20 protein-coding genes are annotated in these 17,983 nt (G+C 69.6%); 14 read left to right on the top strand and 6 right to left on the bottom strand.

What is annotated here, in order from left to right:
• Positions 1–445: 445 nt before the first annotated feature.
• Entirely contained in the window at positions 446–1,057 is a 612-nt protein-coding gene (locus ABD345_RS38040; protein ID WP_344559088.1) for a helix-turn-helix domain-containing protein, read from the bottom strand.
• A gap of 265 nt (positions 1,058–1,322) precedes the next feature.
• On the opposite strand from ABD345_RS38040, the gene ABD345_RS38035 reads away from it, so the two are divergent.
• The 3 genes from ABD345_RS38035 to ABD345_RS38025 all read left to right on the top strand — a co-directional run bounded on the left by ABD345_RS38035 (position 1,323) and on the right by ABD345_RS38025 (position 2,116).
• The gene (locus ABD345_RS38035; RefSeq protein WP_344559086.1) at positions 1,323–1,517 is read left to right on the top strand and encodes a helix-turn-helix transcriptional regulator; all 195 of its coding nucleotides are present in this window, start codon (positions 1,323–1,325) and stop codon (positions 1,515–1,517) included.
• Positions 1,514–1,744 carry a hypothetical protein gene (locus ABD345_RS38030; protein WP_344559084.1) on the top strand — a complete coding sequence of 77 codons (231 nt, stop codon included), beginning with the start codon at positions 1,514–1,516 and terminating at the stop codon, positions 1,742–1,744. The genes ABD345_RS38035 and ABD345_RS38030 overlap by 4 nt, the downstream gene beginning before the upstream one ends.
• Before the next feature lie 141 nt (positions 1,745–1,885).
• Entirely contained in the window at positions 1,886–2,116 is a 231-nt protein-coding gene (locus ABD345_RS38025) for a hypothetical protein (protein WP_344559082.1), read from the top strand.
• 112 nt (positions 2,117–2,228) lie between these two features.
• On the opposite strand, the gene ABD345_RS38020 is transcribed toward ABD345_RS38025, so the two are convergent.
• From ABD345_RS38020 to ABD345_RS38005, 4 genes are all read right to left on the bottom strand, one after another.
• Positions 2,229–2,555, bottom strand: a complete 327-nt coding sequence (locus ABD345_RS38020) for a hypothetical protein (RefSeq protein WP_344559080.1) — start codon at positions 2,553–2,555, stop codon at positions 2,229–2,231.
• A 106-nt stretch (positions 2,556–2,661) separates the two neighbouring features.
• Positions 2,662–3,708 (bottom strand): C40 family peptidase, encoded by a 1,047-nt coding sequence (locus ABD345_RS38015; protein WP_344559078.1) that lies wholly within the window; start codon positions 3,706–3,708, stop codon positions 2,662–2,664.
• Between the two features lie 188 nt (positions 3,709–3,896).
• Complete coding sequence (locus ABD345_RS38010; RefSeq protein ID WP_344559076.1) at positions 3,897–4,142, bottom strand: hypothetical protein; 246 nt, start codon at positions 4,140–4,142, stop codon at positions 3,897–3,899.
• A gap of 149 nt (positions 4,143–4,291) precedes the next feature.
• The gene (locus ABD345_RS38005; protein WP_344559074.1) at positions 4,292–4,795 is read right to left on the bottom strand and encodes a helix-turn-helix domain-containing protein; all 504 of its coding nucleotides are present in this window, start codon (positions 4,793–4,795) and stop codon (positions 4,292–4,294) included.
• Between the two features lie 239 nt (positions 4,796–5,034).
• Here ABD345_RS38005 and ABD345_RS38000 point away from each other — a divergent pair, with 239 nt between their 5' ends.
• The 11 genes from ABD345_RS38000 (at position 5,035) to ABD345_RS37950 (ending at position 16,910) form a co-directional block, all read left to right on the top strand.
• The gene (locus ABD345_RS38000) at positions 5,035–5,334 is read left to right on the top strand and encodes a hypothetical protein (protein WP_123556167.1); all 300 of its coding nucleotides are present in this window, start codon (positions 5,035–5,037) and stop codon (positions 5,332–5,334) included.
• Positions 5,335–5,347: 13 nt separating this feature from the next.
• Entirely contained in the window at positions 5,348–6,100 is a 753-nt protein-coding gene (locus tag ABD345_RS37995; RefSeq protein ID WP_344559068.1) for a DUF8175 domain-containg protein, read from the top strand.
• Between the two features lie 37 nt (positions 6,101–6,137).
• A complete protein-coding gene (locus ABD345_RS37990) occupies positions 6,138–7,979 on the top strand; it encodes a TrbL/VirB6 family protein (protein ID WP_344559066.1) in 1,842 nt (613 codons plus the stop codon).
• Positions 7,976–9,517, top strand: a complete 1,542-nt coding sequence (locus ABD345_RS37985) for an SCO6880 family protein (protein WP_344559065.1) — start codon at positions 7,976–7,978, stop codon at positions 9,515–9,517. The genes ABD345_RS37990 and ABD345_RS37985 overlap by 4 nt, the downstream gene beginning before the upstream one ends.
• Positions 9,517–11,007, top strand: a complete 1,491-nt coding sequence (locus tag ABD345_RS37980; protein WP_344559064.1) for a VirB4 family type IV secretion system protein — start codon at positions 9,517–9,519, stop codon at positions 11,005–11,007. Before ABD345_RS37985 ends, ABD345_RS37980 begins: the two co-directional genes overlap by 1 nt.
• Complete coding sequence (locus tag ABD345_RS37975; protein ID WP_344559063.1) at positions 11,007–12,821, top strand: type IV secretory system conjugative DNA transfer family protein; 1,815 nt, start codon at positions 11,007–11,009, stop codon at positions 12,819–12,821. The genes ABD345_RS37980 and ABD345_RS37975 overlap by 1 nt, the downstream gene beginning before the upstream one ends.
• Positions 12,818–13,567, top strand: a complete 750-nt coding sequence (locus tag ABD345_RS37970) for a DnaB-like helicase N-terminal domain-containing protein (RefSeq protein ID WP_344559062.1) — start codon at positions 12,818–12,820, stop codon at positions 13,565–13,567. The genes ABD345_RS37975 and ABD345_RS37970 overlap by 4 nt, the downstream gene beginning before the upstream one ends.
• Positions 13,564–14,397: a hypothetical protein gene (locus tag ABD345_RS37965; RefSeq protein WP_344559061.1), complete on the top strand. Its 834-nt coding sequence runs from the start codon at positions 13,564–13,566 to the stop codon at positions 14,395–14,397. Before ABD345_RS37970 ends, ABD345_RS37965 begins: the two co-directional genes overlap by 4 nt.
• Positions 14,394–15,419, top strand: coding sequence for a DnaB-like helicase N-terminal domain-containing protein (locus ABD345_RS37960; protein WP_344559060.1), 1,026 nt, complete (start codon positions 14,394–14,396; stop codon positions 15,417–15,419). Before ABD345_RS37965 ends, ABD345_RS37960 begins: the two co-directional genes overlap by 4 nt.
• Entirely contained in the window at positions 15,416–15,682 is a 267-nt protein-coding gene (locus tag ABD345_RS37955) for a hypothetical protein (RefSeq protein WP_344559059.1), read from the top strand. Before ABD345_RS37960 ends, ABD345_RS37955 begins: the two co-directional genes overlap by 4 nt.
• Positions 15,683–15,884: 202 nt before the next feature.
• Complete coding sequence (locus ABD345_RS37950) at positions 15,885–16,910, top strand: NAD-dependent epimerase/dehydratase family protein (protein ID WP_344559058.1); 1,026 nt, start codon at positions 15,885–15,887, stop codon at positions 16,908–16,910.
• Here the strand turns inward: ABD345_RS37950 and ABD345_RS37945 are convergent.
• A partial coding sequence (locus ABD345_RS37945) for an NsdA family TPR-like regulatory protein (RefSeq protein ID WP_344559056.1) occupies positions 16,903–17,983 on the bottom strand: 1,081 nt, incomplete at its 5' end. The genes ABD345_RS37950 and ABD345_RS37945 overlap by 8 nt on opposite strands.

Raw genomic sequence — 17,983 nt, 5'->3', positions numbered from 1 at the left:
ACGAGCTACCTCGCCGGCCTCCACCTTCGAGGCGCGATGATCTGGATCAAGGACCTCACCAGAATCGCCACTTGATCACGACCAAATACGCGCCCTAAGGGTCAGAGGCCGCCAGTCCCGGCTGAGGCCGTCGGCGGCGGCGCTGGCCAGTTGGCGGCTCGGCAGGCTCAGGCTGCGGGACCGGCCGGCTTCATCGCGCCAGCGAACGCGGTAACGGGCCGGTGGGGTGCGGCCAGCAGCGCGGGCACGGTCGGCGGCAGCTCGGTAGTCCGCGTGATTACCGCGGTCCTCGATTCGTGCGTGGAACATGAGACATCCTCAATTGATACGTACCTGTCATGACCGCTCCTCTTTTCTGCCCGTGCATGTGCGAGGTCGTCTGAACTCGCGATCGGGTATCTGGGGTCGGCGTCGCGCGAGGCGCGGCACCGGGGTATGGCTGGTGTTACTTCGGATCTGCGGGGCCCGGCTGGAACAGCGCCGCGATCTCCTCTTCGGTGGCGCCGGCCCGGATCGCTTCCTGGACTCGCGCCATCGTCGAGTTGACGGATGCGGTGAGCTGAGCGGCCCGTTCTTCCAGTACGGACCTGGTGAGGTCGGCGACGGCCTTCTGTCCGTCCTCGGCTGGCATCCGCTGGAGGGCCGCCGAGTAGAACTGCCTGGCGTCAGTGCCGGGCAGCGGTCGCTGCCCGCGGAACCAGTCCAGGAGCAGTGCCCCGTCGTCGAAGGCCAGACCCGGAGTAATCCGGATCTTCGTGCCTGGCTCGGCGTTGTCGGGCAGGCCGAGCAGGTGCGTCGGCGAGAGGTCCAGCACCGCAGCGAGTGCCGCGAGTTCGTCTACCGAAATCTCGCGCCGCCGCGTGCCGTCCTGGGTCCGGCGCCCCGTCTCGATGTTGGCGAGGGTGGCGGCCGTCAGCGTCTTCACGCCAGCCGCCGCGCACGCCTCGGCCGTCTGCTTGGTGGTCCAGCCGCGGCGAGCACGAGCCTCCCGGACCCGCATCGCCACCGCATCGCTCACCGACAGCGTCGGTGGAGCTTCGCCGGAGCCGCTCGACATCTGGCCTCCCTGCTTGTCGTATCGGCAACTCTACTCATCATCTCTCGCTTGTGCAATCGACAAGTGGCCTGCGCACTTCGTGTCGATTCGACACGAGTGCCGTTGCCTCCCGTGGGGCCAGCAGTGCATCTGCCTGCGAGTTTGTCGTTTTGACAAGTTTATATGTCGTCTTGACAAACAGAAGGGGGTCACCTGATGCTGATCTCGGTTGTTCGAACGACAAGCAAATTTGTCGAAACGACGAACGAGATGGATGTGAGTACCCATGAGCACAGACCGGTTGTGGACCCTGCGGGAGCTGGCCGAGTACCTCGGCGTGCCAGTGCAGTCGATCTACCAGATGAACTGGAGGGGCACCGGACCGCGCTCCTTCAAGGTCGGCCGGCACCGGCGCTATCACCCGCGGGACGTCCACCAGTGGCTCGAAGCGCGCTCCTCCGACACGGGGAGCGCCCGATGAAGCGGCAGAGCAGGGCGGTCCTGCATCCCTGGTGGTCCGTCGAGGCGACGGCTTCCTACCTCCGACTCTCGGCAGCAGACCTTCATGAGCTCAGCACGGTGGGCACCGGCCCGAAGTACGCCGAGGCGGAAGACGGAGTTCGCCACTACCGGCCGGCGGATGTCCGGCTGTGGGCCAAGTCCGGGCTGGTGCGTGATCGGCGCAGTTGGAACGGGGACGCGCGGTGACCGGCAGGCGGGGTGCGAACAGCCTCTACCCGTCCCGGGCGACGGGACGCGGCAGCGGGGGGCCGACGCTCAGGCCGCCGTGACCGGGTACTGCCAACCCCTGACAACACGGCCCGACCACCATCACCGCAGGAGCCCACCATGCAGAACAGCACCTACGACCGCTACGCCCAGCAGCCGCCGACCGCCTGGATCGGCCGGTACTGGCTCTCCACCACCCGAGACGGCACGGGCCAGTACCGGCGCGGCCTGATCCTCGATGTCCGTCCCGGGGCCCTCCTTGTTCAGTGGCCGTCCTCGGACGAGGACGAGGAGGAGTCCGTCGCCGAGCGGTGGACTTCCTGGGACCGGGGAACGCTCGCCCGGGAGTGAGTGAACGAAGGGCTGGGGCCCGCACCGAACGGTGCGGGCCCCAGCCCTTTCGCCTTCGCTTCCGCGGTGGCGGTCGATCAGTCGGCCGTACCGCCGCTTGCTGCCGCGGCCCTCACCGGGCGGGTCGACGCTGCCTGATCAAGGCGAGGGTGAGCGCGACTACCGCTTCGATGCCGCTCAATGGCAGCAGCAGCAAGCGCAGGTCCGGCTGAATCCAGGCCAGCAGAGCCGCGATGGCTGCGCCACCGGTCCAGGGAATCCAGTACGCGCTGCGGTCGGCCTGGTAGGCAAGCAGCATCGCTGCCAGCAAGGCGCCGATGGCGAGGACGACCAGCCACGACGCGTCTCCGACGGCGGCGAGCAGGGCCAGTACTGCGGCGCCCGCAACGAACCCCCCGGCAGCGCGGCCCTTCTCGGAACCCTGGTTCGGCTTCGACATCGGCGAGCTTCCTCGGGTCGCGGGTGTACGGGGAGAGGGGAAGCCTACTTGTTCGGGGCCGGTGGGCGAGTGGGAGAGAAACGTCTTGGCGGGGGCTGTCGGGCGGCTATGACGGAACGATGCGCCGGAACGCAACCGCCTCTTTGTCCCAATATCCACCAGTAAATGTAGTGATCTGGATGTTCTTGCCGGTACGTGGCGCGTCCAGGACGAGATTCGAGCCCAGGTACATCCCGACGTGTCCGGGCGAAGTGGGGGTGCCATCGGACCCGGCGAGGAAGATCAGATCGCCCGGTTTGAGTTGGTTGGCGCTGTAGACCGGGGTTCCGTTGTAGACCTGCTCGAAGGTCGTCCTGCTGATGCTGATCCCCGCGGCTTCGTAGGCGCGCATCAGCAGACCCGAGCAGTCGTAGCTCGGATTCCCCGTCCCTCCCCATTGGTACGGCATGCCGAGCTTCGAGATCCCGAAGGTGATCGCGGTGACCACCTGTACCGGAGTGCCGGCCGGGAGCGAGAAGCCTGCGGGCAGGTTGACCGCCTCGGTGATCGCCTCCCCGGAGCCCGCGCCGTTCCCGAGCGAGCAGTTGGTGGACGAGCCGCCGAACGTCGCGACGAGTTGCTGGGCCAGCCCCTCCCACTTGGCGTAGGCATCAGGGTAGGCACTGCGTTGCACTTTCTGCGCGGCCTCGGTGATCGACAACGCCTCCCACAGCGGGACCTTCACCAACTGCGCATAGAACGCCTTCGAGGCGTAGACCGGGTCCATGATCTGAGCGACGGTGCCCCACCCTTGGCTCGGCCGCTGTTGGAACAAGCCCACGGAGTCCAGGTCGCCCCAGGAGAGATTGGTCAGGGTGCTCTCCTGCATCGCCGTCGCGATGGCCACCATGGCGGCGCGGGCGGGAAGCTGGAGCTGGACCGACACCTGGTAGATGATCTGTGCGTTGTTGATCTGCTCGGTGGTGAGCTGCTGGCCGTCGGCCACGGCCTCGCCGGGCGCCACCGGCTTGAAGCAGCCGATCCCTCCGACGCCGCTCCCTGCCGCGATGGCCGGGGTCGTGGCCGACGCGGTCCCGCCGGTCAGCGTCACGCCGAGTACGACACCGCACGGTGCGAGGACCGAAACGACGGCTATCTGGGCTGCCTTCTTCACGAGCCACCTCGGAGCCGGCGCGCTCCGCGCGCGGGCCTCTTCACATCAGCTAATGGATTGAGGTCAAACCATAGGCTGGTGCAGCGTAGGAGGGTCAACCAAAGTAAACGTGATGCTCGACACAGATTAGCTGGCGTGAATGATCAGGTCGGCGGCAGTCCGTTGGCGTGTCGCGGGTGAACCTGTGGTCAGCGTCCGAGGATGTGCTGTAGGGCTGCCGGGGCCAGGTCGGGGAAGGCGGCGGCCAGCGCGGCCGGGACGAGTGCGGTCGGGACCGCGATCGAACGGTTGACGGCGGGGTTCGCCGGGTCGTCGACGATCGGCGCGGACCGGGCCGGTGCGGCTTCGTGGCGGGCGGCGGCGACGTGAAGGGCGACCTGTGTCGACGTGCGGCGAGGCCCTCCCTGTCGGGCCCCGAGGTGGATCGCGCTCATGAAAATGCCTCCCTGGCCGGGAGGCACTTGCTGTGAGGTGACGTAGTCATCCGGTCACCCGCCCCCGACTCGCAGAAGCGTATGCGAACGATTGCCGAGAGTGTGGCGGCTGTATGAAGTTGTGATGAATGGGGTGATAGTGGCGTGCGTCACGCGCCATCGTCGCTGGCCGGGTCCAAGCCCTCGATGTGGCGCGCAGATTGGATCATGGCCAGCAGTGCGTTCAGGGTGCCGTCGGAGAGTCCGTTCGCGGCGAGCGCCAGTTGTCGAATCGAGGGGTTCGACAGGGCGGTTGCGAGCTCCAACTGCTCGTCGGTCCGCCGGGCGGTGTCGTCCTCGTAGAAGTAGGCGACCGGGACGCCGAAGAAGTCGGCAAGTGCCATGAGGCGGCTGTGAGTTGGGTCCGTCCGCTTTCCGCTCTTCAGCTGCCATAGATAGGTGGGACTGAGGATCCGCTCCCCGGCCTTCTCGTTGATCGCCTTCGCGACTTCGGCAGTGCTGTACGGCTTCCGGCCGGCGGGGTGGACGGTGTTGAACAGGTGGGTCAGTCGCTCGGCGACCACTCCGCCCTCAGTGGGGTTCTCGTCTGGCATGACGCGCGTAGCACTCCTCTCGGCCGATCGGGCCTCATCGTTGCGCACGGTGATGCTCATTAGCCAGAGAAAACGGAGAGTGTTGGGGTGACTCTCCTCACATTCACTTTGGTTGACGGAACTACTTCACTCCTGCCTATCGTTTGGCCACAGCCCATTAGCCAGAGTGAATAGCACTGACCTTGACGTGCTGAATCCGAAGCAAGGGCTTCCTGCCTCCCCGCCAAACGAGTCGGGGCGGCTCCTCGTAGCCAGCAGCCGTAGCGGTGGCTGGCACGTCCGTACCCCTGGGAGCCTCCATGTCCACCACTGCGCACGTCGTCCAGTTCCTCGCTGACATCCAGAACCCTGCGCCGGCCGATCCGACCAACGGCTCCAAGGGCGCGAACCTGCTCCTGTCGTACGCGAAGTGGGGCGCGCTCATCGCCTGTGCCGTCGCGGCCGTCGTGTCCGGTGGCCTCATGGGCATCGGGCACCTGAGCAACCGGCCCGACTCGGCGGAGAAGGGCAAGCGCTCCCTCGTGTGGAGCTTGGGCGGCGTGATCGTGACCGCGTGCGCCATTCCAGTGGTCAACACGGTCTTCGGCGCCGCGGCATAAGGCCGGGAACACCATGAACCAGTTCCTCGACCGCCGTCCGCGTCGGCGGATTCTTCCGCTGCTGCTCCTCGGCATCTTCGTCTTCCTCGCCGCCATCGGCGTAGGGGTGGCGATCGAGTCGGACAGCGGGCCCCGCGGGCCCAAGACCTACTCGCCGCCGGCGGCGATCCCGGCTCCGGGCTCGGTCACCGGCGTCGACCCCGACGCCGAGTCCACCTCGCCCGCCCTCGCCGGGCCGCTCCAGCTCATTCGTGGAGCGCGCCTGGTCAACGGTGTCGCGGTGGGCTACCCACACTCCAGCGTAGGCGCGGTGTCGGCGGCGGTCGAGTACTGGCGTCAACTCGGCTCCACCCTGGAGCCGGACCGGGCCGCAGCAGTCGCCCGGGTTGTCGCCGACGCCGACTGGTCCGACGCCCCGGACGCCCTCGCCAAGGGTCCGAGCGCCACTCGAAAGGCGCTGCGGCTCCCGGCGAGCGGGCAACTCGACCCCGGTACGTCCGTCACGTTGAACCCGGTCGAGTACCAGGTCCGCTCCGTCGGCGCCGACAGCATCCAGGTGCTGCTCCTGTCGACCTACACGACCAGCGTGCCCGGCACCGGAATGCAGACCCGCATGGGCGTCTACCCACTCGACCTCGTCTGGTCCGGCGGCGACTGGCGCATCCCCGCACCCTCGGGTGCGTCCACCACCGACTACACCAGCCTCGTCGCCGAGCCGGGCAGCGCCCAAGCGTCGGCCAAGGGCTGGAACGAACTGAAGCGATGACCATCATGGCCAGCACCACGAGCACCAGGAGGCCGGCATGCCCTGCGGCCTGACCGATCCCGTCGGCTGCGTCACCGACACCGTCCTCGGCGGCCTGGCGGGCGACGCCGTCGGCAAGATGGCCTCCAGCGCCTGGGAGTCGATCTGCAAGTCCTTCGCCGACGCAATGGTCGAGCTTTTGAAGACCTTCTCCGGCGCCTTCGTGAAGATGCCCGGCCCCGACCTCGCGTCCAACGGAGTGCGGAGCGTCTACGCCATATCCCTGGGCATAGCCGCCCTGGTGGCCTGCCTGCTGGTCATCGGACAGGTGGTTCGTACCGCCGTCACCCACGACGGCCGGCCCCTGGCGACCGCGGCGGTGGGCCTCGGCAAGGCGGTGCTCGCCTTCATGCTCACCCTGATCGTCGCGTCCACCACATTGGTGGCCAGCGACGAGCTGACCAAGTACATCGTGGACAGCTCGCTCGGCGGTCAGCAGGCGTTCAGCGACAAGATCGCCAAGCTCGTGGCGTGGAACCCCGGGAACTCAGTCTCCCTGCTGCTGATCCTGGCGATCATCGGCATCCTGCTGACCCTGGTTCTGTGGTTCGAGATGCTGCTACGGGGCGCGGCCATCGCCGTGCTCATCGCCACCTCGCCGATCAGCGCGGCTGGGCAGGTCTCGGACTCCACCAAGACGTGGTGGTCGAAGCTGGTCTCGATGACGATCCAGTTGATCATCTTGAAGCCGATCATCGCTCTCGTCTTCGCCCTGGGCTTCAACCTCGCAGGTGACAGCCAGGACTTGAACAGCACCCTGTCCGGGATGCTCGTTCTGCTGCTGGCCGCGCTCGCCTGGCCGGCGGTGGCTCGCTTCTTCACCTTCGCCAGCGTTCAGGTCGGAGGCGGTGCAGGACTCGCCGCGCTGCTCGGCTTCGCCGGAGGCCGTCTCAGCACAGCCGGCGGCCCGCCGACCGGCGCCTCCCCGGACACCTTCGGGCAGGACAGTGCCTCCCGGACGATGAGCAGCTTCGCCAGCAAGGGCGGAAGTGCCGCCGGAGGCGCTGCTGGCGGAGCCGGGGGAGCGGGTGCTGCCGCTGGTGGTGCCGGTGCCGCCGCAGGCCCGATCGGCATGGCCGCCGCGGCCGGCGTGCGACTCGCCCAGCAGGCCGTCAACAGCCTGGCCGGGGGAATGGAGAAGATGGCCGGCCACGCGGGTGCGCAAGGAGCGAACCCGTACGCGGCTCAGCCGGCGGGATACGTCAACCGCCACGCAGGGGCGCCGTTGCCCACCAGCGGCTACCTGCCGGACCAGCCGAAGCCGGACTGGTCAGGGCAGGAGCAGGAGCAGCAGCCCGAACCCGCCGAGCCGGCTGCCCAGCAGGCCGACCACCAGCAGGCACTCCAGGACGCGACCCCGGACCTGCCGGTCGCCAGCGCACCGCGCTCCGACCCCCCGACGATCGAGATGCCCCCGGTTCCCGCCGGGCCACCCGCAAGCTCAGCAGCAGCCGGCGCCGCACCCCTACCTGGCCCCGCGCCGCAAGGCGGCAGCGGTCCGGTCTCCCCGCTCCGGGCCCCGCAACCCGGAAACCCGGAACCGACGGCCACCGCTCCAGGCGCGGCGACGGCTCCCCCCGCCGAGCCGAAGGCCCCGGCCGCCGCCTCGCCGACCGCCGCCGCAGCGGCTCCCCTGAACACCGGCCAACCGGCTCCCGCTGTTCGGCCCGCGGCGACCCCGAAGCAGGCGGACCGCCCGCCGAACCAGCCGCTGGCCACCGATCCCGGCGTGGTCCGGCCCGAGGTCGCCCCCTCCGAGCGTCCCGCCGAACCGCCCCGGGCCGCTCCGCCTGCGACTCCCACCCATGCTGAACAGCCCGAAGGAGGCGACCAGCCGTGAGCACCCAAAGTGCCCCCAACCGCACCTACTTCGGATGGCAGCAGGAGAAGGTCGCCTTCCTCTTTGGCCTGAGCGTCCAGCGAGCCGCGATGCTCGGCGCTGCTGTCCTCGGGGCGATCTGGCCGTTCGCGATCTCCTACGTCCGGGCGGGTCTCGTGACGTGGCCCATCGCCTTTGTCCTCTTCCTTCTTGCGTTCGTCCGGATCGCCGGCCGCACCGTTGACGAATGGGCGGTCTCCGCTGTGTCCTTCCAGATCCTCAAGTCCCGCGGGCAGAATCGTTTCCTCGCCGGTGCCTTCTCGCCGCGCAACGCTGCCACCGACGAGCCGAAGATGGACCTGCCCGGCATCCTGGCGCCGCTGTCGATCCTCGAAGCGGACAGCGGCAGCGGCGATCCGATCGCGGTCATCCACCACCAGCTCGACCGGACCTACACCGCAGTCGCCCGGGTGCGCTTCCCCGGCATCGGCCTGGTCGACTCCCAGCGCCGCGACCAGCGGGTGGCCAGCTGGGGCGAGCTGCTCAACAGCCAGTGCACGGAAGGCAACCCGATCATCCGCATCCAGGCGCTCCAGCGCCTGGTCCCCGAGTCCGGCGCCGCACTCCAGCGCTGGCACGCCGACCACGTCTCCGACGAGGCGCCCGATGTGGCGGTGGACATCGCCAAGCAACTGCTGTCCACCGCCACCCTGGCGACCAGCCAGCGCGAGGCGTACCTGGCGATCACCATGGACGCCGCCCGGGCGGCCGGCCCCATCAAGGCGGCCGGCGGCGGTACCGCCGGAGCCGCCGCCGTCCTGATCCGCCACCTGCGGGCCCTCACCTCCGGCATCGCGTCCGCGGACCTCCAGGTCGAGAGCTGGCTGAACCCGCGCGAACTCGCCGAGGTCCTGCGGACCGCGTTCGACCCGCACAGCAGCCGGATGCTCGCCGAGCGCCGGGCCGCCGCCACGGCCGCCGCCTTCCGGGGCCAGGACGTGCCCTTCGAACCGGGCGTCGATCCGGTCGCAGCGGGCCCCTCCGCCGCCCAGAGCTGGCGCGGCCGGTACGAGCACGACGGCGCGCTCTCCGTCACCTACGCCGTCCGAAACTGGCCGAAGAACAAGATTTACTCCACCGCGCTCTCCCCGCTGCTGGGCGAAGGCAAGTACCGCAGGGCGTTCAACCTCCACATCGAACCCCGCGGACCGCGCGCCGCCGAACGCGAGGTCATGCAGGAACGCACCGCCCGCGAGGTCGCCGTCAGCATGCGGCACAAGACGGGCCAGATCATCCCGGAGCACGAGAAGCAGGCACTGCGGCACGCCGAAGCCCAGGATCAGGAGCGCGCAGCCGGCCACGGCCTTGTCCGCTACACCGCCTACTGCACCGTCACCGTCACCAACCCGGCCGATCTTGAGGACGCCTGCGCCGCGCTGGAAGCCGACGCCAACCAGGGCCGGATCGAAGTTCAGCGGATGTGGATGGCCCAGGACATCGGGTTCGCCCTCGGCGCGCTGCCCGTCGGCATGGGCCTGCCCCGGAAGCGGGTGGCCTGATGTTCCGCCGACGCTCGGCCGACCTCCCCGTTCTCGACCTGACCGACGTGCTCGGCCGGCCTGCCCCGGCCGCGCCGAAGCCCGCCAAGCAGAAGGCCCCCAAGCAGCGCCGCGAGCCGGTCGCCCCCCGGCGCGGCTACGCCCGTCCCTTCGCCGGACGGTCGCCCCGGATGCCGGAAATCCCCGTCTTCCGAGGCAGCACCGGCCAGGTCCAGGGCCTCTACCCCTGGCTCTACGGTGCCTCCATGCCCCCGGCCGGGGCCTACATCGGCGTCGACTGCCTCGCCGGAGGCGCGTTCAGCTGCCACCCGATCGAGTGGCTGCACCGCGGGCTGATCACCAACCCGAACCTCCTGGTGACCGGCGTGCCCGGCACCGGCAAGTCCGCGACCGTCAAGGTCCTCGCCACCCGGCTCGCCGCCTATGGCGTGCGCACCTTCGTCCTCGGCGACATCAAGAACGAATACGCCCCCCTGGCCAGGGCGTTCGGTGTCGAGCCCGTCGAGCTCGGCCCCGGCTTGCGCAACAGGTTGAACCCGTTGGACGCCGGACCGCTGGGCGCGAACTTGCCGACCGACCCGGAGGAGTTGCGCGAGCGCCTGGACGAGGTTCACCGCCGCCGGATCACCCTGCTGTCCTCCCTGCTGGTCATGCGGCTCGGCCGCAACCTCACACCCACCGAGGAAGCCGCCCTCTCCCTGGCGATCAAGCACGCCTCCGGGCAGGCCACCGGTGCCAGCCACCTCCAGGACCCGACGATCCCGCAGGTCTGGGCCCTCCTACGCGACCCGCTGCCCGAGATGGCGGAGGACCTCCGCGTCCGTGAGGCCGACGTGAGCGAGCTGCGCGAGATGATCCGCCCGGCCGCCGACGCCCTCGGCAACATGGTCCGCGGCAGCCTCAGCGGCCTGTTCGACGGACCGACCACCGTCCGCCCCGACTTCGCCGCACCGATCCAGACCGTCGACCTCTCCCGCATCGACGGCCGCGGCGACGAAACGGTGGCCATGACCCTTGCCTGCGTGTCGAGTTGGGGCCAGGCCGCCATCGACGAGCCCGGCGGCCCCGTCCGCCTGGTCGTCCGCGACGAGCTGTGGCGCGCGATGCGCGTCCCGGCGATGATCCGCAAGCTCGACTCGGACCTCCGCCTCTCCCGCGCCCAGGGCACCATCCAGGTCCTCAGCACCCACCGCCTCGCGGACTTCGAGGCCGTCGGCGCCCAGGGCAGCGAAGAAGTCAGCATCGCCCGCAACCTGATCGCCAGCTGCGACGTGCGGATCTGCCTGCGCCAGGACACCGCGCCCCTCGCCATGACGCGCGACGCGATCGGCCTCACCGACACCGAGTGCGCGCACATCGGCAGTTGGTCCGGTGAGCAGATCGGCCGCGCGATCTGGAAGATCGGCCGGACCTCCAGCCACGTGGTCCAGACGATCCTCAGCCCGATCGAGCGGCAGCTGTACTACACCAACGAGCGAATGGCCGTGTGATGGCCGCCGCATCGAACTCGACCGTCGCCCGGCGGCCGGTGCTGGAGGGACCGGCGGACTACCTGATCGTGGTCCTGATCATCGTCGTCGTCACCGTGACCGTCGGAACCTGGGCCACCGGCCAGGTCGCGGGCCTGATCACCCACGCCGCATGGCCCGCCGTCCCGTTCGGAGAGGCGTTCGCCGTCGCCAAGCAGATCCCCGAGCACCTGGACGACCCGAGGCTGGCCTGGCCCGAGCCGGCCAGGGCCGACCTGCCCGGCCCGGTCGGCTTCGCCACCGCCGCCGCGATCGTCGCTCTTGCGATGATCACGGCGGGCACCTTCGCCCTCCGCCGCCTCCGACGCAACCGCTCCGTCCGCGGCTACGCCTCCCCGGCACAGCTGGCGAAGACGATGTCCGCCGCCGCAGTGGTCCGCCGCGGGCCGATCGTCCGGCCCTCCCTCAAGGGGCGCCGGATCAAGGCCGACGACGTCGCCGTGCAACTCGGCCGGACCATGGCGGGGATGCTGCTGTGGGCCTGCATCGAGTCGTCGGTGCTGATGCTCGCAGCCCCTCGCCAGGGCAAGACCTCCCAGGTGATCATCCCGTGGATCAAGGCGTGGCGGGGGCCGATGCTGGTCACCAGCGTCCGCGGCGACCTGCTCGACGCGACCGCGCTGATCCGGCGGAAGCTCGGCCCCACCCTGGCGATGACGCCGACCGGCATGGTCGAGTGGCCCGACCAGGTCCAGTGGTCGCCTGCCTCCGGCTGCGACGACTTCGGCAAGGCCATGCAGCGCGCCGACCTCATGGTCCGGATCGGCAAGAGCGAGACATCCGACTCCAGCGGCGCGGGCTTCTTCGGCGCCACCGCAACCAGCCTGCTGGCGGCCTGGCTGCACGCCGCCGAGATCACCGACAACTCCATGGAGGACGTTCTCCGCTGGGCGTTCAACCCGCACGTCGAGGAGCCGATCAAGTTGCTCGCCGAGTCGCGCAGGGCGGAACCCGGCGTCGCCGAGATGCTCGACGCGCTGTACCGACAGCCCGGGGAGACCCGCGCGAACTTGTTCAGCACGGTCCAGACCGCCCTGACCCCGCTGTTCTCGCCGCTGGCCCGCCGCACCTTCGTTCCCAAGGCCGGCAACAGCATCGACATCGCAGCGTGGCTGCGAAGCAACGGGACCATCTACCTGCTGGTCGACAAAGAGGACTCCAAGGCGCTCGCACCGCTGATCTCCGCGTTCGTCTCCGAAGTCTTCGGCACCGCCAAGCGGATCGCCGACCGCTCCCCGGGCGGCCGACTCGACCCACCGCTGGGCGCCCTGCTGGACGAAGTCGCCAACGTCACCCCGCTGCCCAACCTCCCCGACCTGATGTCCTTCGCAGGCGGCTCCGGCATCTACGTCCTGGCCGTCCTCCAGAACATGGCCCAGGCCCGCACCATCTGGGGACACGACGGCGCCGAGATGCTCTGGGGCAGCTCCACCATCAAAATCGCCCTCGGTGGCCTCGGCGGCGCCGAACTCGAAGAGTTCTCGAAGCTGTCCGGCATCTACCGCGAGTCCCTGACCACGTACCAGAGCGGCAGCCACGGCACCACGATGCAGACCACCCTCCAGGACCGCAAGACCGTCACCCCGGACGAGATCCGCACCCTGGACGAAGAGAAGCGCGAGGCCCTGGTCATCCACGCCACCACACCCGTCGCCAAGGTCCGGATGCTGCGCCACTACGAGGGCCCGGACCGCAAGGCGTACGAGGAGAGCGTCCAGTGGGCACGCCGCTACCGAGCCGGCGAGCTCGACCCGACCGAGGTGGTTGCCGCATGACTCCCCGACCCGCTTGGAGCACCAGCGACCACGAGGCGGGCACCGACGCCGACCGCCGCTGGGAAAGCCGTTTCGACCGGCGGCACCACCAGGGACTGCTCAGCCGCCCCGACGCCCCGACCGACTGCACCCTCCGGTGGAGCGGACCGATCCGCGGCATCGACGGCGCGCTCTACCACGCCGGCACCGACCGAACCGGCGCTCCCGTCGTAGCGGTGTTCAGCCCCGGCTACCGGGAAACCGTTCCCGCGATGTGGCCGACCGACGACTGGACCGCCCACCGAGCCAGCCTCCACGGCCCCTTCCACGCGCTCAGCACCTGGCGCCCCACCCGAGCCGACCACGAGGACCTGGTTCTCGCCTATCTCGCTCAGCGCCCGCGAGAACTGGCCGACCTCGGAGGCTGGGTGCCGGTGGACGTCTTCACCACCCACGTCCGGTACGGCATCTACGAGGCGATGCTGACACTCCACAGCAAGGCCGCCCCGGTGACCACCGAGGCCATTGAGGCCCACGTCCGCCGGAGCATCACCGCACTGTCGCCACGTCTCGCCGCTCTGATCACCAGCACGATGGACACCGCGGCCTACCTCCGACGTCTGCTGCTCACCCCCAGCACGTCGGTCGAGGCGCTCGACGCCGCCGTGCACCTGGTGATGGCCGACTGGAAGGCCGCCAGCACCGACCACTCGGACCCTTTCCAGAACGCCAGCACCCTGTCCGCCCAGCTCCAGGACCTGACATGACCGACTCCGCGATCACTCCGATCGGCAGGGTCAAGCACCGCCCGCACGCGCGCATCCGCCCGGTCCGCCGACGCCGAACCGACGGCACGACCACCAGCGTCAGCGGGACCGACTCCGCAGGCGCGGGCCCGCGTACCCGCCTGGTCGAGTGGCACACCATGACCGGTCCCGAGCGGGTCGTGGCGTGGGCCGGTCTCTGTGACTGGGTGACCTGGCTGCACGACCGCTACGAGCTGGCCGTGGAGTCGCGGCTGCCGCAGTGCTGGGCCGAGCACCCCGGCCTGATCGAGGAACTCTGGGCGCTCAAGGTCTGGCGAGAAGAAATCTACGGGGCCGCCGCGGACCAGCAGGTCGGACAGGCGGCCCGCTACTGGCACGCTGAGCTTCGCGCGGTGGTGGCCAACGCCACCGGCGTCTACGCCACGGCCTGCCGAACCGGCCACCGAGCACCCGAGCTCCGGGCCGCCGACTCCCCGGAAGTCCAGAAACGATGGTCCGAAGCCGATGCCTGGGCCGGCATCCCGGGCAAGCTGCTCGCCGACCACGCGGACACCGCCGAAGCGGGGGGCCCGGACCGCCTCACCGCCGCCCAGATGGACGACGCACGCGCCCGCGGCCTCGCCGCGCCGATCAGCCCCGGCATCCCGGAGTACGTCCGGTTCGCCGATGCCTGGTGGGCGGTCGAACTCGGCGGTGACTGGCTGCGGGTCGCCAACGAAGAACTGCTGGAACGACTCGATCAGGCAGCAGCCCGGATGGCAGCCGCCGACGACGCGGCCCGCCGCTACCGGGAAGCCACCACCGGATCTACGCCAAGGACGAACCGATGACCAACCCCGACCTCGCGCTGCGCGCCGAGCAGGCCGTCATCGGTGCCGCACTTCGCGATCCCCAGCAGCTCGACCAGATCGCCTACTTGACCCCGGACCGCATGGCCCACCCAACGAACCGGGCCTTGTTGGGCGCCCTGATCGAGTCACGGACCAGCAACCCCACGGCTCCCGCCAACCGGATGCCGGAACTGGTCGCCCAGAAGGCAGCCGTCCGTGGAGTCGGCGCCGACTACCTTCGACGGCTCGCCGACGCCGCACCACAACCCCGGACCGTTGCGAGCTACGCCAGGCTCGTGCAGGAAGCTGCGGTCCGACGCGACCTTGCACTCCACCTCGACCGACTTCGCGCGCCCAACGCCGGCCAGCGCGGACCGGAGCCAGTCCTAGACCGGCTCGCCCAGCGGCTCGAACAGGCTCCGCCGACCGCCAGGTTCAGCGAGCCTGCCCCCGAGCCGTACCAGCCGAGACCCCTCTCGGCCAACAGCCACGAGGTTCGGCTCGACAGCCGGCTTGAGCGCCAGGACATCGTTCTCGCGGATCTGCTCCAGAACCCGGAACGTATCCGGGAGGTGAGCGCCTGGCTCTACCCCGAGGCGTTCGAAGCCGGAGCACGACGGGAGGTCTACGAGGCCATCGTCGTGCTCGCTGAGCGCAGCGACCCCGTCGACGCGCTCACCGTCGAGTGGGAGGTGTACCGGCAGGACCCCGAACGGTACGAGGTCAAGGTAGAGGTGAGTGCAGAGAACCGCTCCGACTACCTTGCTCGGCTCTCCACCACGGCTGTTGTTGTCGGTGTCGCCGTTGAACTGGGCGGGGAGATCATGGCGGAGGACATCCGGGCAAGGCTGGTGAACGACTTCGGCGGCATCGACGTGACTGCCCGCGGCCCGGGCGCCGAGCCGAAGCAGACCCCGGACGTTAGGGCGACCGGGCCTGCTCCCCAGGTGGAGCCCGCCCCCCTCCTACAACCGCCCCCGGCACAGCAGGTGCACGTCGTCCAGCCGAACATCCGGCCGTGAGGGTGGACAAGATGATCATCAGTTCTGAAGCGGGCGTCCAGGCTGACCTCAGCCACGCCGCGATGGACGCCGCCCTCGCGGACGGAACGGCCCAGTACCTCAGCGAGACGATCGCTGACTTCGCGTGGTACCTGTCCAGCTGGTGGATCTACGACAGGGCTGGTTGGTGGCAGGTGACCAGGGCGGATGTGGCCGCTGGGCTGGACCTTATGGCCCAGAACATGCGCTTGGCCGATCAGGCAGTTCGCCGCGCGACTCGATGATGGCCAACGGATCTGCTGGAGGCCGTCGTTGTGCAGCGCGAGGTCGACGGCCGGGGCGGCCACCCGAACCCTGCGTACCGTCGAAGACGCCGCCCAGTGGCCAATCGCCCACCCTCACTGCGGCCGGGCGTTCGGGCTGCGTACCGATGCCGGCCTTGACCCGGTGGCGTAGGAGCGGACCGAGCAGGGCAGTATCGGCGGCATGCGGATTCTCGTGATGGGCGGCACTTGGTTCCTCGGCCGCGCAGTTGTCAACGGTGCTCTCGCGCGCGGGTGGGAGGTGACGACCTTCACCCGTGGAAGGTCGGGTGTTCCGGTCGCGGGCGCAGTCGCAGTCCACGGTGACCGGGAACAGCCGTCCGATTTGACGGCGCTGGCCGCACACGGCCCCTGGGACGCCGTCGTGGACACCTCGGCTTCCGAACTGGCCCCCCGGACGGTACTGGATGGCGCGAAGGTGCTTGCGCCGCAGGCGCAGCGGTACGTCTACATCTCCACCGTCTCGGCATACAGGGGCTGGCCGGACGAGCCATTGAGCGTGGAGTCCGAGGTGCTGGACGGGCCACCGGACGCAGACGCCGACTACGGCCGCCTTCCGCCCGACTGGACCGGCCCCGACTACTACTACGGGCGGCAGAAGGCGGGAGCAGAGCGCGCGGTGCTGGCGGCCTTCGCCGACCGTGCGTCCGTCCTGCGGCCGGGGGTGATTCTGGGGCCGGGCGAGTACGTGGGGAGGCTGCCGTGGTGGCTGCGACGTGCAGAGCGCGGCGGGGCGATCCTCGCTCCGGGCGGTCCGGCGCGGACGATTCAGCCCGCCGACGTGCGCGACGTTGCCCAGTTCGCCCTCGACCAGGCCGCAGAGAGCGGCTTGCAGATCCACAACGTGACCGCGCCGCTCGGCAGGGAGACTTGGGGAGGGTTCCTGGACGCCTGTCTCCGGACCACGGGTAGTACGGGCCGGTTGGTCTGGGCACCCGACGAGGTGCTGCTCAACGCCGGCGTCCAGCAGTGGACTGAGCTGCCGCTGTGGCGCACTCACGCCGGGGCCTGGGCCGTCGACTCCAGCACGGCCTTCGCCGCCGGCTTTCGAAGCCGCCCTCTGGTCGAGACGGTGGCTGACACCTGGGCCTGGCTCCAGCAGGGCAACTTGCCCGTGCCTCACCCGCGGTGGGCCGAGCACGGTATCGACCCCGCGAAGGAGACCAGCATCCTGGAGAAGGTCAGCTGACCTCCCCGCTGTCGATCGCCAGCCGTGCCGCGCCCGGACCGAGGATGCGCGGCGCGGCCACGGCGGTGAAGTCCTCGATCTGCTCGGCGAGGGTTCCGGCTGTGTTTACGCCACGATAGTCCGGCGAGACCAGCTCTCTGCGAACTACACCGAGCCTGTCCACCAGTCCTGCGCCTCGCCACTCGCGGGGAAGAGCGAGCACTGGCGCCAGTGCTTCCGCCGCTCCGTCGAGATCGCGCCGCAGCAGCAGCGCCATGGCGAGGTCGGACGACGCTTGCGGACCGACGATGAACGGCACCGCCCCCGTGGTGTTCTCAGTGATCAGCTGGAGGGACTGCCGGGCCGAGGTCTCTGCGCCTGCACCGTCCCGGAGCAAGAGGTAGCTTGCGCTGTTCGACATGGCGACCCGTTCCAGGCTGAAAGCGAACTCACCGGCGAGGTCGTCGTGGATTTCGTCCCGACGGGAACCCCTGTCTTGCAAACTGCTCTCTATGGCCCGCTGCGTCTCCTCGACGCGCCCAAGGTGCGCGTAGGAACGGGCAGCGATGGCCGCCAGCCGGGCCTTGCCGGCGTCGCCGACCCCAGGGAACTGGTCCGCGTGCTTCACGTGCTGCACGGCGACGGTCGGGTTGCCGTTCCAGTACGCCAGGATCGCCAGGTACCCGTAGACGTACGCCTGGAGCGGCCCGTGCTCGGCGACCTGGCCGTATAGCGCGGCGGCGCGGAGGAGTTCGACGGCGGTGGACGACGCGCCGAGGTCGAAGGCGCAGCCTCCGAGGAGGGCGGCCGCTTCACCGGCGACGAGGTAGAGACGTCCCCGCTGGGAAAGCTTCTGCGTGCGATCGAGCATCTCCTGCGCGAGGGCCAGAACTTCCTTGCCTTGCGCGTAGATGGTGTGTGGCGGGGTGTTGGTGTGGGCTCGCACCAGCCGAGTGAGGTCGTCCTCCAACTGCTCGATGGTGAGGTCGGGAAGGAGCTGTGAACGGTCAGCGATTTCCCCCACTTCTGAGGCTTCGTGGTCACGGAATTGGCCAGGGTCGCGGTCACGACTCCCCAAGGGGAACCTGACCACG

It is taken from the genome of Kitasatospora saccharophila (assembly GCF_039529925.1).
In the GTDB taxonomy this organism is placed as follows: domain Bacteria; phylum Actinomycetota; class Actinomycetes; order Streptomycetales; family Streptomycetaceae; genus Kitasatospora; species Kitasatospora saccharophila.
This window is presented reverse-complemented; position numbering and strand designations above follow the sequence as displayed.